Annotated in this window: 14 protein-coding genes; 1 reads left to right on the top strand and 13 read right to left on the bottom strand. The window is 66.2% G+C overall.

Annotated elements, in window-relative coordinates; all coding sequences use genetic code 11:
- Window positions 1–49: 49 nt before the first annotated feature.
- The 6 genes from AC04MI_RS17980 to gabT form a co-directional block, all read right to left on the bottom strand.
- Entirely contained in the window at window positions 50–1,546 is a 1,497-nt protein-coding gene (locus AC04MI_RS17980) for an NAD-dependent succinate-semialdehyde dehydrogenase (RefSeq protein WP_476498319.1), read from the bottom strand.
- A gap of 194 nt (window positions 1,547–1,740) precedes the next feature.
- Window positions 1,741–2,559: an ABC transporter permease gene (locus tag AC04MI_RS17975; RefSeq protein WP_476498318.1), complete on the bottom strand. Its 819-nt coding sequence runs from the start codon at window positions 2,557–2,559 to the stop codon at window positions 1,741–1,743.
- 31 nt (window positions 2,560–2,590) lie between these two features.
- The gene (locus AC04MI_RS17970; RefSeq protein WP_476498320.1) at window positions 2,591–3,835 is read right to left on the bottom strand and encodes an ABC transporter permease; all 1,245 of its coding nucleotides are present in this window, start codon (window positions 3,833–3,835) and stop codon (window positions 2,591–2,593) included.
- 101 nt (window positions 3,836–3,936) lie between these two features.
- Window positions 3,937–4,971 carry an ABC transporter substrate-binding protein gene (locus AC04MI_RS17965; protein ID WP_476498317.1) on the bottom strand — a complete coding sequence of 345 codons (1,035 nt, stop codon included), beginning with the start codon at window positions 4,969–4,971 and terminating at the stop codon, window positions 3,937–3,939.
- Between the two features lie 52 nt (window positions 4,972–5,023).
- Window positions 5,024–6,133, bottom strand: a complete 1,110-nt coding sequence (locus AC04MI_RS17960; protein WP_476498316.1) for an ABC transporter ATP-binding protein — start codon at window positions 6,131–6,133, stop codon at window positions 5,024–5,026.
- A 30-nt stretch (window positions 6,134–6,163) separates the two neighbouring features.
- Complete coding sequence (gene gabT, locus AC04MI_RS17955) at window positions 6,164–7,456, bottom strand: 4-aminobutyrate--2-oxoglutarate transaminase (RefSeq protein ID WP_436077516.1); 1,293 nt, start codon at window positions 7,454–7,456, stop codon at window positions 6,164–6,166.
- A 202-nt stretch (window positions 7,457–7,658) separates the two neighbouring features.
- Between gabT and AC04MI_RS17950 the strand changes: the two genes are divergently transcribed.
- A complete protein-coding gene (locus AC04MI_RS17950; RefSeq protein WP_476498315.1) occupies window positions 7,659–9,095 on the top strand; it encodes an aminotransferase-like domain-containing protein in 1,437 nt (478 codons plus the stop codon).
- 110 nt (window positions 9,096–9,205) lie between these two features.
- Here the strand turns inward: AC04MI_RS17950 and AC04MI_RS17945 are convergent, their stop codons facing one another.
- The 7 genes from AC04MI_RS17945 to AC04MI_RS17915 all read right to left on the bottom strand — a co-directional run.
- A complete protein-coding gene (locus AC04MI_RS17945; protein WP_056744569.1) occupies window positions 9,206–9,880 on the bottom strand; it encodes a GntR family transcriptional regulator in 675 nt (224 codons plus the stop codon).
- A gap of 67 nt (window positions 9,881–9,947) precedes the next feature.
- A complete protein-coding gene (locus tag AC04MI_RS17940; protein WP_476498314.1) occupies window positions 9,948–10,973 on the bottom strand; it encodes a TRAP transporter substrate-binding protein in 1,026 nt (341 codons plus the stop codon).
- Between the two features lie 57 nt (window positions 10,974–11,030).
- Window positions 11,031–12,296, bottom strand: a complete 1,266-nt coding sequence (locus AC04MI_RS17935; RefSeq protein ID WP_476498313.1) for a TRAP transporter large permease — start codon at window positions 12,294–12,296, stop codon at window positions 11,031–11,033.
- Between the two features lie 37 nt (window positions 12,297–12,333).
- On the bottom strand, window positions 12,334–12,969 hold the full coding sequence (locus AC04MI_RS17930; protein ID WP_436077198.1) for a TRAP transporter small permease: 636 nt from the start codon (window positions 12,967–12,969) through the stop codon (window positions 12,334–12,336).
- Between the two features lie 147 nt (window positions 12,970–13,116).
- On the bottom strand, window positions 13,117–14,484 hold the full coding sequence (locus AC04MI_RS17925) for an FAD-dependent oxidoreductase (RefSeq protein ID WP_436077199.1): 1,368 nt from the start codon (window positions 14,482–14,484) through the stop codon (window positions 13,117–13,119).
- Window positions 14,481–14,741 carry a 2Fe-2S iron-sulfur cluster-binding protein gene (locus AC04MI_RS17920; RefSeq protein WP_199737542.1) on the bottom strand — a complete coding sequence of 87 codons (261 nt, stop codon included), beginning with the start codon at window positions 14,739–14,741 and terminating at the stop codon, window positions 14,481–14,483. The genes AC04MI_RS17925 and AC04MI_RS17920 overlap by 4 nt, the downstream gene beginning before the upstream one ends.
- A gap of 23 nt (window positions 14,742–14,764) precedes the next feature.
- The coding region (locus tag AC04MI_RS17915; protein WP_476498312.1) for an NAD(P)/FAD-dependent oxidoreductase at window positions 14,765–15,091 on the bottom strand (327 nt) is incomplete at its 5' end.

Below are 15,091 nucleotides of genomic sequence, written 5' to 3'. Positions count from 1 at the left end.
TAATAGCTATTCAYCGGCAGAGCGAAGCGACAGACCCCCTGGCATCCGCTCACTGGCCGCTCTGGATGTCGCCCAGGCACAGGTACTTGATCTCCACATAGTCGTCCATGCCGTAGTGCGAGCCTTCGCGGCCCAGGCCCGACTGCTTGACGCCGCCAAAGGGTACGTGCTCTGTGGCCAGAATGCCCACGTTGGCACCGACCATGCCGTATTCCAGCGCCTCGGTCACGCGGAAGATGCGACCCACGTCGCGGCTGTAGAAGTAGCTGGCCAGGCCGAACTCGGTGTTGTTGGCTGCGTCGATGGCTGCCTGCTCGGTCTTGAACTTGAATACGGGCGCAAACGGGCCAAAGGTTTCTTCGCGGGCACACAGCATGTCGGCCGACGCATTGGCCACCACCGTGGGCTCGAAGAACTGTCCGGAGCCCAGACTCTTGAGCCGCTGGCCGCCAGCCACCACCTGACCGCCCTTGGCCAGCGCGTCGTCCACGTGGCGCTGTACCTTGGCCAGTGCGGCTTCCTCGATCAGCGGGCCCTGGTTCACACCGGCTTCAAAGCCATTGCCCACCTTGGCCGTCTTGACCTTGGCGGCGAACTTGGCCACGAACTCGTCGTACACGCCTTCCTGCACGTAAAAGCGGTTGGTGCATACGCAGGTCTGGCCCGCGTTGCGGTACTTGCTGGCAAAGGCGCCTTCCACGGCGCTGTCGATGTCGGCATCGTCAAACACCAGGAAGGGCGCATTGCCGCCCAGCTCCAGCGACATCTTCTTGACCGTGGGGGCCGATTGCGCCATCAGGATGCGGCCTACTTCGGTGCTGCCTGTGAAGCTGATGTGGCGTACCACGTCGCTTGCGCACAGCACCTTGCCGATGGCAATGGAGTTGTCGCTGTCGGCGGGCAGGATGTTGAACACACCGGCCGGAATGCCCGCGCGGATGGCCAGCTCGGCGGCGGCCAGGGCGGTGAGTGGTGTCAGCTCGGCTGGCTTGATGACCACGGGGCAGCCCGCAGCAAGCGCAGGTGCGACCTTGCGGGTGATCATGGCCAGCGGGAAGTTCCATGGCGTGATGGCCGCGCACACGCCGATGGGTTGCTTGAGCACCAGCAGGCGGCGGTTGTTGTCAAATTGGGGCAGGGTCTCGCCGTTGATGCGCTTGGCCTCCTCGGCAAACCATTCCACAAAGCTCGCGCCGTAGGCGACCTCGCCCTTGGCTTCTGGCAGGGGCTTGCCCTGTTCGGCGGTCATGATGCGGCCCAGGTCGTCCTGATTGGCCATGAGCAGGTCAAACCACTTGCGCAGGATGATGCTGCGCTCCTTGGCGGTCTTGGTCTTCCAAGGGCCCCAGGCGGYGTTGGCGGCGGCAATGGCGGCCTCGGCATCCTGCGGGCCCAGATTGGCCACGTCGGCCAGCTTCAGTCCCGTGGCTGGGTCGTTCACGTCAAAGCGGCTGCTGCCCGCCACCCACTGGCCGTTGATGAGGCCGTCAGTCTTGAGCAGCGTGGGGTCGTTCAGCAGTGTGAGGGGAGATGTCTTCATGTCCATGGGAATACTTCCGGGAGAGGTGACGAAACAGAGGGCGAGCAGAAAAGAGAAGGGGAGCAGAGCGGGTAGCCAACGACCCGCGTACATCTAGCCAAAGGCTAGCATGGGCGGGGCTGCGCCATGCGTCGCCAAAGTGGCACGGGCAACAGGGGCATGGGTGTGGATGCGTGCATGGTTGAACACGGCTTGCGCCGTCATGCGCGCCGGCCCCGCAGCCACTCCAGCGCCAGCAAGAGGCTGGTGGTGAAGAGGATGAGCAGTGTGGCCACGGCGGCAATGGTGGGCGAAATGTTCTCGCGGATGCCATTGAACATCTGGCGCGGCAGCGTGGACTGGTCGGCCCCGGCCAGGAAGARGGTGACCACCACTTCGTCRAASGAGGTGGCAAASGCRAACAGCGCGCCGGAGATCACGCCCGGCGCRATCACCGGCAGCGTGATGCGAAAGAAGGTGTTGAACGGYGTCTCGCCCAGGCTCAGSGAKGCGCGCACCAGGTTGTGGTTGAAGCCCGCCAGCGTGGCCAGCACGGTGGTCAGCACAAAAGGGGCCCCCAGGGCGGCGTGCACCACGATGAGACCAAAGTAGCTGTCGGCCAGGCCCAGTGGCGCAAAGTACAGGTAGGTGGCCACGCCCACCACGATGATGGGCACCACCATGGGGGCAATCAGGATGGCCATGAGCAGTCCCTTGAACCGGAAGTCCGCCCGCGACAGGCCCACGGCGGCCAGGGTGCCCAGCACAGTGGCAATCAGCGTGGCTGCGGGCGCCACGATGAAGCTGTTGCGCGTGGCACGGGCCCATTCGGCCGACTCGAACAGGTTGCGGTACCACTTGAGCGACCAGCCGTGGATGGGGTAGGCGAGGAACGAGCTTTCGGAGAACGACAGCGGCACCATCACCAGGATGGGGGCCAGCAGGAACACCAGCACGGACACGCACAGCGCGCGCACGGCCCACCAGCCGAGCTTGTCGGCCAACGTGGCGTACCGGGGGAATTGGGGCAGGCGAAACATGGTCAGCGACTTTCAGCTTTGGAGGGAGTGATCAGCCCAGACTCAATTCGGCTTTGCCAATGCGGCGGTACACGCCATACAGCAGCAGCGTGGCTGCCAGCAGCAGGGCACCCAGCGCGCAGGCCATGCCCCAGTTCACTTCCACATTGGTGTAGCGCGCGATGTAGTAGCTCAGCATCTGGTCATCGGCCCCGCCCAGCAGCGCGGGCGTGACGTAGTAGCCAATGGCCAGGATGAACACCAGCAGCGCACCCGCGCCAATGCCGGGGTAGGTTTGCGGCACATACACCCGAAAGAACGCGGCAATGGGCGAGCTGCCCAGCGACACCGCCGCACGCAGGTAGGTGGGCGGCACGCTTTTCATCACGCTGTACAGCGGCAGGATCATGAACGGCAGCAGGATGTGCACCATSGCAATSAYCACGCCSGTGCGGTTGAACAGCAGYGCCAGCGGMTGKTCGATCASGCCSAGGCCCATCAGGCCSCGGTTGACCAGSCCYTCGGAYTGCAGCAGCACGATCCARGCSGCCACRCGCACCAGGATCGAGGTCCAGAAAGGCACCAGCACCAGGATCATCAGCACGTTGGCCGAACGCGCAGGCAATGAGGCCAGCCACCAGGCCAGCGGGTAGCCCACCAGCAGGCACACCAGTGTGACCACCAGGCTGATGTGGAACGTGCGCAGCAGGATGCCGCCGAAGGCGCGCTGCTCCTCGGGCATGCGCTCGACCTGGCCCAGTGCGTCGCGCTGCAGGTCCATCGATGCAAGCAGGTAGTCGGGCGTCCAGCGGGCGCCGTTCTTGGCAATGGCGCGCCAGAAGGGTGCCTCGCCCCAGCGGGGGTCGGCGCCCAGCAGGCGCTCCCTGATGGCGTCGGCAGAACCTTCAAAAGGCAGGTCGCGGTAGGCCCCCATCACCATGGAGCGTGCGCCCGGCACCTCGGAGTTGAGCCGGCGCGCCAGGGCGCCAGCGTCCGAACGGTCGGGCAGGCGGGCGAGATCGCCCACCAGCGCGGCGTAGGCCGCCGCAGGTGGTGAGTCGCGCCGGTCCCAGCCGTCCAGGGCACGCATGGTGCCGGGCAGTGCGTTGGCCACTTCGGGGTTCTCCACCGCGCGCTGCAGCAGCGCGGCAATGGGCACCAGCAGCGTGAGCAGCAGAAACACCAGCAAGGGCAGCGTGAGGCTGAACGCCCGCCATTTGCGCCGCACTTCGGCGCGGGCCAGGGCTTTGCGCAGCGCGCCGGGGGCGTGGCTGTCCTGTGCGCGGTGCGGGGCCATATCAGGGGCGTTCATGGCGATCACGCCGGAGTGGGCTTGCATGGTGGTGGGCTCTGTCTGCTGCTGGTGTGGGCTCATGGCTCAGGCGGGCGGGCGCAGGCTTACTGCGTGGCCCAGGCGGCAAAGCGCTTTTCCAGCGCCTCACCCTGGTCTGCCCAGAAGCCCACGCTGAACTGCAGGGCCTCCTTGGCGTTGGTGGCCGAGGTGGGCAGGTCGTCCAGCACCTTCTTGTCCAGCGACGCCAGGGCCTTGGTGTTGGCCGGGCCATAGGCAATGTTCTGTGCATAGGCGGCTTGCTGTGGGGTCTGCATCGTGAAGGCGATGAACTTCACAGCAGCATCCTTGTTGGGTGTGCCCTTGGGAATGGCCCAGTAGTCCAGGTCGTAGATGCCGCCGGGCCAGTAGATCTTGAGGTTGCGGCCTTCGCGGTTGGCGGCGTCGATGCGGCCGTTGAACACCGTGGTCAGGGTCACATCGCCTGCGACCAGGAACTGGGGCGCCTGGGCACCGGCCTCCCACCACTGGATGTTGGGCTTGAGTTCGGTCAGCTTCTTGAACGCGCGGTCGGCGCCGTCCTTGGTGGCCAGCACCTTGTACACGTCGGCGGGCTTCACGCCATCGGCCAGCAGCGCAAATTCGAGGTTGTAGCGCGCGCCCTTGCGCATGCCGCGCTTGCCCGGGATCTTCTTGGTGTCCCAGAAGTCAGCCCAGCTGGTGGGTGGGGTCTTGAGCTTGTCGCCGTTGTAGGCCATGACGGTGGACCACACGAAGATGCCCACAGCGCACTCGTTCACCGCAGCGGGCAGCAGGTCGGCCTTGGGCACGATCTTGCTGTAGTCCAGCTTTTCGTACAGGCCTTCATCGCAGCCGCGSGCGGCGTCGGGCGAYTCSACCTCGACCACGTCCCAGGTSACCTTCTTGGYCTCGACCATGGCCTTGAYCTTGGCCTGCTCGCCGTTGTACTCCACGGCCACGATCTTGTTGCCGGCCTTTTCGTAGGGCTCGTARWAGGCCTTCTTYTGKGCRTTGGCGTTGGCACCGCCGAAGTTGACSACGGTGAGTTGCTGCTGCGCCAGGCTGGGCAGGGCCAGGCAGGCAGACAGGGCAGCGCAGGCGATCAGGCTCTTGTTTTTCATGGTGCGGTTTCCTAGGGGTTGAGGGCAGGGGACGGGGAACAAAAAATACGGTTCAGTGAACGGTGGGCGCGGCGTAGATGCGCACGGATTCCGTGGGGAACTCCAGCAGCACCGCATCGCCAGGTTCGGGGTGCGGGTTGGCGTCGGCGCGGGTCAGCGGCAGCTTGACTGTGGCCTGCGCCTGGCCGGCGCCGATGTCGCACATCAGGCGCAGGTGGTCGCCGTAATAGATGGCACGGGCCACCGTGGCGCGCAGGGCGGGGGCCTGGGGCGTGGCGCTGGCGGCATGCAGCGCAATGCGCTCGGGGCGGATGCAGGCCTCGGCCGGGGCGCCGGGTGCCAGGTGGTTCACATTGAGGCCGGGCAGGCGCTGGTCGTCAGGCAACTGCAGAGCCCACGCCGTACCACTGCCTTGCAGCGTACCGGTGATGACCGTGCTGTCGCCCACAAAACCCGCCACAAAGCGGTTGGACGGGGTCTCGTACAGTGACTCCACATCGGCCAACTGCTGAATGACACCTTCGTTGAACACCGCCACGCGGTCGCTCATGGTCAGGGCTTCGCCCTGGTCATGGGTCACGTACACAAAGGTCACACCCAGCTGGCGGTGCAGCTCTTTCAGCTCGATCTGCATGTGCTCGCGCAGTTGCTTGTCGAGTGCGCCCAGGGGCTCGTCCATCAGCACCAGCTGGGGGTTGAACACCAGGGCGCGGGCCAGCGCCACGCGCTGCTGTTGGCCGCCCGACAGGCGTGCGGGCAGGCGGTCGGCCATGCCCGACAGGCGGACCATGTCCAGCGCCTTCTTCACGCGTTCGGCCTGCTCGGCCTTGGGCACCTTGCGCACGGTSAGYGGRTAGGCCACGTTCTGSCCCACGSTSAGGTGSGGRAACAGCGCGTAGTTCTGGAACACCATGCCRAAGTTSCGCTTGTGCGGYGGCGTGCSSGTGATCKGCTTGCCRTCGAGCAGGATRTCGCCCGMSGTSGGCGACTCGAAGCCKGCCAGCATCATCAGCGTGGTGGTCTTGCCMGARCCCGAAGGKCCSAGCAGGCTCAGGAACTCGCCGCGSTGGATGTCCAGGTCCAGCGCACGAACCACAAGCTGTTCGCCGTCRTAGGTTTTTTGCACGCCGCTGAAGCGGACCAGGGGTTCTGCGTGGTTCATGGTGGTGGAGGCAATCAAGGGAGAAGGGATTCAGCCCACAGCTGCGAAGCTGTCGGCCAGGATGGCCAGGCCTTCGTGCAGCAGTTCGTCCGATGCCGTCAGGGGCACCAGGATGCGGATCACGTTGCCGTAGGTGCCGCAGGACAGCAGGATGAGCCCGCGCCGCGCGGCTTCGGCCACGACCTTTTTGGTCAGTGCGGCGTCGGGGCGGTGCACATCGCCGTTTTCAAACAGCTCGATCGCCACCATGGCACCCAGGCCGCGCACGTCGCCGATGGCGGGTACTTTGGCGGCCATTGCTTTCAGGGCACTGACCAGCAGCGCGCCCATGTCCTGGCTGCGGGCCAGCAGGTTTTCCTGCTCGAACGCATCGATCACCGCCAGGGCTGCCGCGCAGGCCACCGGGCTGCCCGCATAGGTGCCGCCCAGGCCGCCAGCTGCAGGCGCGTCGATGACGTCAGCGCGGCCCACCACGCCCGACAGGGGGAAGCCGCCCGCCAGCGACTTGGCGGTAGTGATGAGGTCGGGGGCCACCGGCCATTGTTCGCAGGCGAACCACGTGCCCGTGCGGCCCGCGCCGGTCTGCACTTCGTCGGCAATCAGCAGGATGCCGTACCGGTCTGCGAGGGCCTTGAGGCCGGTGATGAACTCGGGCGGGGCCACATAGAAGCCGCCTTCGCCCTGCACGGGCTCGACGATGAAGGCGGCCACGCGCTCGGGCTCGATGTCGTTCTTGAAGATCAGCTCCACCGAATGCAGCGCCTGCTCCACGCTCACGCCATGCAGTGCGTTGGGGAACAGCGCGTGGTAGGTCTCACCCGGGAACGGGCCAAAACCCACCTTGTACGGAACGACCTTGCCGGTGAGGCCCAGCGTGAGGTTGGTGCGGCCGTGGTAGCCGCCCGTGAAGGCGATCACGCCAGGGCGCTTGGTGTAGGCGCGGGCGATCTTGATGGCGTTTTCCACAGCCTCGGCGCCGGTGGTGAGCAGCAAGCTCTTTTTGGCAAACGCGCCGGGGGCCAGCGTGTTCAGGCGCTCGCACACTTCGACGTAGGGTTCGTACGCCACCACCTGAAAGCAGGTGTGGGTGTACAAGTCCAGCTGGGCCTTGACGGCGGCGATCACGCCAGCGTGCAGGTGGCCGGTGTTGAGCACCGCGATGCCACCGGCAAAGTCGATGAAGCGGCGGCCCTCCACATCCCACAGCTCGGCGTTGCGGGCCTTGTGGATGAAGAGTTCATGGGCCTGGCTCACGCCCCGGGCCACGGCGGCGTGGCGGCGGGTGAGGAGGGCGGCGTTGGTGAAATGGCGGTCTTGCTGCATGGTGTGGGCGGTGGCTGTGAAGGACAAAAAAGGGAATGAAAACCAGGAATGGGGCGAATTCTGGAATCCACGCCACGGCCCGTCCATGTACAGCGCAGCGCTGTTTGGCGCGCACTGTGCAGGTCTAGAATCCTGTACAGGCAATCCCTGATTTGGTGTGCGCCAACCCAGTGCACAATTCGCCCCCTTTTTTGCTCCCCTGATGCTCACTCTCAGCCCCGACCTCCAGACACCTCTGGTCAGCCAGATCGTCGATGGTCTGCGGGGGCTCATCGCCGGTCAGGTGCTCAAACCCGGCAGCAAACTCCCGTCCATCCGCGCTTTTGCCGCTGCGCACGGCGTGAGCGTGTTCACCGTGGTCGAGGCCTACGACCGCCTGGTGGCGCAGGGCTGGCTGGTGTCGCGGGCCAATGCGGGCTTTTTTGTGAAGCGGCGGGGCGACGAGGGCGCTGCGCCCGGCACTGGTGCGCCCGAGCGGGCCGTGCCCCGCTTTGATGCGCGCTGGTACCTCAAACAAATTTTTGAAAACCGCAACCTGCCCATGAAACCGGGCTGCGGCTGGCTGCCGCACGACTGGCTGTTTGGCGATGCGGTCAAACGCAGCATGCGCCAGCTGTCGTCCGACGGGCCCGAGCTGGACGGCTATGGCCTGCCGCACGGCCACATGGCGCTGCGCATGGTGGTGGCCGAGTCGCTGGCCGAACATCATCTGGCGGTGGACGCCGACCAGGTGCTGCTCACGCAGGGCTCCAGCCAGGCGCTGGACCTGGTGGCGCGTCGCCTCGTCAAGCCTGGCGATGTGGTGCTGGTGGACGACCCCGGCTACCCCAACCTGCTGTTCATGTTGCGCTTTGCGGGAGCGCAAGTGGTGGGTGTGCCGCGCACCGCCACCGGCTACGACCTGCCCGCACTGGAGGCCCTGCTGGCCGAGCGCCAGCCCACGGTGTTCTTCACGCAGCCGCGCCTGCAAAGCCCCACCTGCTCGGTGGCATCGGTGGCGCACCTGCACCGGCTGCTGCAACTGGCCGAGCAGCACAACTTCATGCTGGTGGAGAACGACATCTACGCCGACATGGACCCCGGTGTGCGCCCCTCGCTGGCCAGCCTGGACCAGCTCAACCGCGTGATCTACCTGGGCAGCTTCTCCAAGACGATTTCGCCCAACCTGCGCACCGGCTTTCTGGCGGCGCGGCGTGACCTGCTCGAMGAGCTGGYGCAGCTCAAGATGATCTCGGGCCTGACCTCGTCMGASATCACCGAGCGCATCACGTTTGGTGTGGTGACGGATGGACGCTGGCGCAAGCACCTCAAGTCCCTGCGTGAGCGCCTGGCCGAGGCGCACCGCACGGTGGGGCGGCGCTTGCTGAACCTGGGGTTCGAGCTGTTCCACGAGCCCGAGGCGGGCATGTACCTGTGGGCCCGGCACCCCGACCTGCCCGACAGTGCCGAGCTGTCGAAAGAGGCCACCGGTGCGGGCATCATGCTCGGGCCGGGTCAGCTGTTTCTGGTGGAGCCCCGGCCTACGGGCTGGCTGCGGTTTAACGTGGCGTTCAGCCAGGACGAGCGGATGTGGCGCTTTCTGGAGCAGCGCATCGAGATGGGCCAGCAGGTGGCGGAACAGGGCAGTTCCCTGGCCTGAGTACGCGGTTTGAAGCGTTTTGGGGCGGATGCGCTAGTGCAATATGCCTGGATTGCTATCAAATAGATAGTGATTGACGCAACTGCCCGTGGCCCGGGGTGATCTGGTCTCTAGCGGTCGATGATGCGGCGCGCAAAGCGCTCCAGGTACTCCATCAGCTGCTCCGCGCCCGCCACGGCCTGGGCCTCGTCGCCACTGGCAATGCCCTGCGCCAGTTGCATGTGCGCGCGGGCACCCTCTGACACTTCGCCTTCGTGCTGGTAGGCGTACCAGAAGCGGCGGCACTGCACGATGAGCGGTTGCACGCATTTGACGGCCGAGTGGTTCTGGCTGGCCTGGTGGGTGACGAGGTCCAGCTCATGGTCGGCCAGCATGTAGTCGTCGAGGTGGCCGCGCGCCGCGGCCTGCACCATGTTCTCCGCACAGCGCACGATGGCCTGGCGCTGCGGCGCGGTGGCGCGGCGTGCGGCGTTGGAGGCCAGCAGGCGCTCCAGTACGCGGCGGGTCTGGATCACGTCCAGGTGGTCGGCCAGATCGATGTGTGACACCAGCAAGCCGCGCCGGGGCTGCTGCACGATGAGCCCGATGGACACCATGCGCAGCAGCGCCTCGCGCACCGGTGTGCGGCCCAGGCCCGTGCTCTCGGCGATCTCGGCCTCCACCACAGGGCTGCCGGGCTGCAGCTGCAGCGTGGAGATCATGGTCTCGATGGCGTCGTAGGCCACGTCCGCCGCGCGCCGCTTGGGCGCGGGGTCTTGCTGGGGGGAGGGGCGGCGGAGTGTCATCGGAAGTGAAGGACGTTGCGGGAGGCCGCATCTTATGGGATGCGGCCCCGGTGACCCCTGCGGACTGTCAGAGGCTGGCGCCCGCCTTGCGCARCTCGGCRATCTGCGGCGCCTTGGGCAGCCASAKCTTGTCGAACTCCTGGATGATGCCGTCGGGGTTGAACGACGATGCCGTCTTGAAGGCGATGGACGTGCCCTTGAACTTCTCGATCAGCCCGGCCTCGGTGGTCACGATGTCGTTGATCTGCGCATCCAGCGACTGGGCCACCAGCTTGCGGATGATGTCCTTGTCCTTGGCATCCAGCCCCTGCCAGATACGGCCGGACACCAGCGGCGCGAACGGCATGAACAGGGCGTTCATCTGCAGCAGGGCCTTGGCCACCTTGTCGAAGCGCTGGTTCCACGAGAACTCGATGTCCGCCTCSAGCCCGTCGACCTGGCCGTTGSWCATGGCGTCGAACACCTGGGGCGTGGGGATGGGCGTGGGGGCGGCGCCGAGCATTTGATAGAAGTCGCGGTACACGGGCGTGGGGTTGATGCGCAGCTTCATGCCCTTGATGTCGGTGGGCACGTTGATGTCCTTGGTGGAGAACACGGCGCGCATGCCGGTAATGCCCCAGCCCAGGCCAATGGTGCCGGTTTCGCGCGGCAGCACTTCGAGCAGCTTGGTGGCAGATGGGTGTTTGACGAGTTTGGCCACGGCAGGCGTGGAGCGCACSAGGTAGGGCGCRTTGATGGCYGCMAYGCTGGACACGCGCGAGCCSAGCTCGGCCGCCTGGATCCAGCCCATGTCSAGCGCGCCSGACTGCAGCTGCTGCATCATSGCCGMCTCGTTGCCCAGCTGGCCCGARTGGAASACCGTSRCGCTCAGGCGGCCRTCGGTTTCCTTCTTCAGCGCCTCGCCAAACTGCACGGCAGCGCGGTTCCATGAGTGGCCTGCGGGCGTGATCAGGCCCAGGCGAAACTCCTTGGTGTCGGCGGCACGCACCAGGGCCGGAAAGCCCAGCCCCGTGACGGTGGCAGCGGCCACGGCGTGGCGCTGGATGAAATGGCGGCGGGTGACAGCGGGGGTGTGGGCGGGCTGGGTCGTCATGGTGAACTCCGTGTGAAAGAACTTTGGGAGGGGACGGGGGATTTGCTGGGCGGCGGTCTACTTGAGCAAACCGAGCGACAGGCTSGGGAACAGCGACARCAKCACCAGCGCCRCGCAGCWGATSAKGAAAAACGGCAGCGTGACGATGAACATCTTTCCGGGCTTGGCCCCGGTSACGGCSGASGCSACAAAAAAGCTCAGSCCCACGGGCGGMGTCATCAGCCCSAGCACSAGGTTGACGACGATCACCACACCAAAGTGGCGCGGGTCAATGTGATAGACCTCGGTGGCAATCGGCAGCAGGATGGGCGCGGTCATGATGAGACCGGGGATGCCGTCGATCACCGTGCCGATGACCAGCAGGATCACGTTGGTGAGCAGCAAAAAGGTGACCGGATCGTGTGCCACGGTCTGCACCCAGGCGGCCACCATCTGCGGCACCTTGCCGTAGATCAGSAGCCACGAGAACACGGCCGCYGCSGCCACCAGAAACAGCACSAYGGCCGAGTAGATCGCCGAGCGCAGCAGGATCGCGGGCATGGCGCTGAAGCGGAACTCCTTGGTCACATAGCGACCCACCAGCGCCGATACCAGCGCACCCACGGCGGCAGATTCGGTCGGGTTGGCCAGGCCGCTCAGGATGGAGCCCACGATGATGATGGGGATCAGCAGCGTGGGGCTGGCCTGCACCACAGTGCGCGCACGCTGGGCCAGCGTGCGCTTTKCGSTGCGCGGRTAGTTGTAGACAAAGCCCATGAGCGCGATCACGACAAAGAACAGCACSGTGAGCAKCACGCCGGGCAGGATGCCGGCAATCAGCATGTCGCCCACGGCCACCTGGGCCAGCACGCTGTAGACCACAAACATCACCGAGGGCGGGATGATGGGCCCGAGCATGCCGCCGTACACCGTGAGGCCCGCCGCAAAGGTCTTGTCGTAGCCCTGCTTTTCCATCTCGGGCACCATGACTTGCGACATGATGGCCACCTGCGCGGTGGCCGAGCCGATGATGGATGACACCAGCATGTTGGCCAGGATGTTCACGTAGGCCAGCCCCCCTTTGACGGAGCCGATGAAGGCCATGGACAGGTCCACCAGCCGCCGCGTGATGCCGCCGCTGTTCATGATCTCGCCGATCAGGATGAACAGCGGAATGGCGATGAGGCCATAGCTGTCCACCCCGCCAAACATCTGCATGGGGAAGGACTGGAACAGCACCGGGCTGCCGATGCTGAGGATGTACACCGCGCCCGACAGGCACAGGCAAACGCCGATGGGCACACCCACCATCAAGGCGGCGAGGAAGAACAGGGTGGTGATCATGGTCGGGCTCTGGTGGGTTTTGCTGGCGTGGGGGCGTTCAGTTCACGGCGTCGGCGTTGACTACGTCGAAGCCCGCGTGCTGCACACGCTCTGCGGCGCCCATGTCTTCGAACAGGTTGGCCAGTGCATGCACGCTGAAGGTGGCCGAGAAGATCGGCAGGATGAGTTGCAGCACCCAGGTGGGCCAGTTCAGCGTCTGGGTGCGCTCGGTGTAGATGAAGTTGAAGCTCTCGGCCGCAAACTCCCTGGCGTCAAAGCCGTAGCGCGCAATGCCGATGGGGTCCATCCACACCCAGCACATCACCAGCATGGCCAGGCCAAACAGCAGCACGCCGGACGTGGCCACCACCTTGAATGCCTTGGCGCCCCGCGCGCCGAGGTGGTCGGTGAGCATGGTCACGGCAAAGTCCATGCGCAGCCGCGTCATGACCGAGGCGCCCACAAAGGTCAGCCAGACCACCGTGTAGACCGCCGCCTCGTCCACCCAGTAGATGGGCATGCCGGTGTAGCGCGTGACCACGTTGAGCAGGATGAGCAGCACCAGCAACGTCATGAGGGCGGTGAGCAGATGCCGCTCCATGCGCAGAACCTGCGTGGACAACGCCAGCACCCAGCGGACGGGAGCGTGCGGCGCCGGAGATTGCGGGGCGGGTGGACTGTGGGGTGTGGGCATGATGGGGTTCCTGGGGAGGAGGGCGGCGAGGAAAGAAAAGCCTGGTGCTTTTTAATATCTAACAAATATATTTAAAAGCAAGATAGATGCCTGCTGGGTGCGGGTAAGCCCTGAAAGGAAGGACGGGGGAAAACGGCTGCGCGCCTGTCAGCCCGAGGGAGCTGCGGGCTCGCGCTGAGCGCTGGTGGTGGGCGCGGGCGTGCAGGCTGCCAGCGTGCCAATGCGTGTGGGCGCCAGCAGATGCCGTGGGGGCGCAGGCGTCCAGCCAAAAAGGTGCTGGGTGGCCGCGCCGCAAATGCGGCCCTGGCAGGCGCCCATGCTACAGCGGGTGTGGAGCTTGGCGTCGATCCAGCCGTCGCGATCGGCCAGTGCAGCGTAGGGCACGTCTTCGCAGCGGCACACCAGGGTGCCGGGTTGCGCCAGGGTTTTGAGTGCTTTGTTCAATGGAAAAGAAGCCTGCAGCACCTGCGCAAAGCCCTCCCAGCGTGCCAGTTGCGGGCGCAGCGCCTGGGCCTGTTGCACCTGTCCCGCTGCCACATGTCCTGCCATGGCGCCCTGAACCAGTGCACGTTCGCTGCCGCCAAAGCCGGTGGCTTCACCCGCGGCGAACACACCGGGCACGCTGGTGCGCATCTGTGCATCGATAGCCAGGCCCTGGCCACCGCTCAGCGGCCCGCCCAGGGCGCAGCCCAGCATCTGCCCCAGGTGGGTGTTGGGTACGAGCCCGAACCCGCAGGCCACGCGGTCGCAGGCTATGGTTTCTTCGGCGTGTAGGCCTTTGCGCAGCCTCACTGTTTGCACCTGCGTGGTGCCTTGGACTTCCAGCACATGGCTGCTGGCGCGCAACTGTGGGTGAAGCAGCGTGAGGGCTTGCAGCGCCTTGGCAGGCCAGCGCGGCAGTTGCGCTGCAAAGCCAGCGAGCGCGCTCCACGGCGCCTGCTCGGCCACGCGCACCACGGTGGCACCCGCTTTGTTGGCGGTGGCGGCAGCGGCCTGCAGCAGAGGGCCTGTGCCTGCAATGACGATGCGCTGGCCGCGCACGTCGAGCCCTGCCTTGATGAGGGCCTGCAAGGCGCCTGCACCCGTCACACCGGGCAACGTCCAGCCCGGGAAGGGCAGCAACAGCTCGCGGGCTCCGGTGCACAGCACGATGCGGTGGCTGTGCTGCGTCCAGCCCCGGTCTGCGTCTTCCAGCAGCAGGGCCGGGGCCTTGTCGCTGGGTTGGGAATCACCCAGGCCCACCACGCGGGTGCCAGGCAGCAGGCGGATGTTGGTGTGCCGGGCCAGCGCCGCGCGGTGCTGTTGCGCCAGGGCGGGCAAGACCACCTGGGGGCCATCGCGCCAGATTTGCCCACCGGGCTGCGGGTTGTCGTCCACGATGGTGATCGCTGCCCCGCTGGGCGCGGCAGCGAGGGCAGCCGCCAAACCTGCGGGGCCCGCGCCGATGATGAGGATGTCGCAGCGCTCGTGCGCCGAGTGTTGCTCGGTCATGGGTGGGGTCACGGGCTGGTTCATGGTGTGGCGCTCCCGGGTGCTGTGCCGACATCGGTGTGAATCGACATGCCCTCGGTGCAGACCGTCTGGCACGCCAGGCGGGTGCGGCCGTGGATGCGGACCCTGCATTCGTGGCACACCCCCATGCCACACAGCGGTGCCCGCGCCGCGCCGGTGACCGAGGTGCGTGTGGTGCCGGGTGTTTGCTGCGCCAGCGCAGCGGCGACGCTGGTCCCTGGGGGCACCTGCAGGGGGGTGCCATTCACCACGATGTGCACCAGGGCGGGTGTTCTGGATGCGGTCATGGTGTGCTCAGGCCCGCAAAGCGGGCAGGTGCAAAGGGCGTGGGGTCGATCGCCGGGGTGCCCCCTGCGATCTGGGCCGCCAGCAACTGCGCGGTGGCCGGGGCGGTGGTCACCCCCAGCCCTTCATGGCCCACGGCCAGCCACAGGTGCGGGTGTTCGGGGTGCGCGCCAATCAGCGGCAGGCTGTCTGGCGTGGCGGCGCGAAAGCCGGTCCAGGTGCGGATGGCGTTGAGTTCGGCCAGGCCTGGCAGGTAGTCGAGTGCCCGTTGCAGCATGCGCGCCATCACGGCGTTGTTGACGGCGGGGTCGGTGGTGTCGAACTC

Source organism: Acidovorax sp. LjRoot204, from assembly GCF_056175785.1.
Note: the sequence above shows the minus strand (reverse complement) of the source record. Positions and strands in the feature narration are given on the sequence as shown.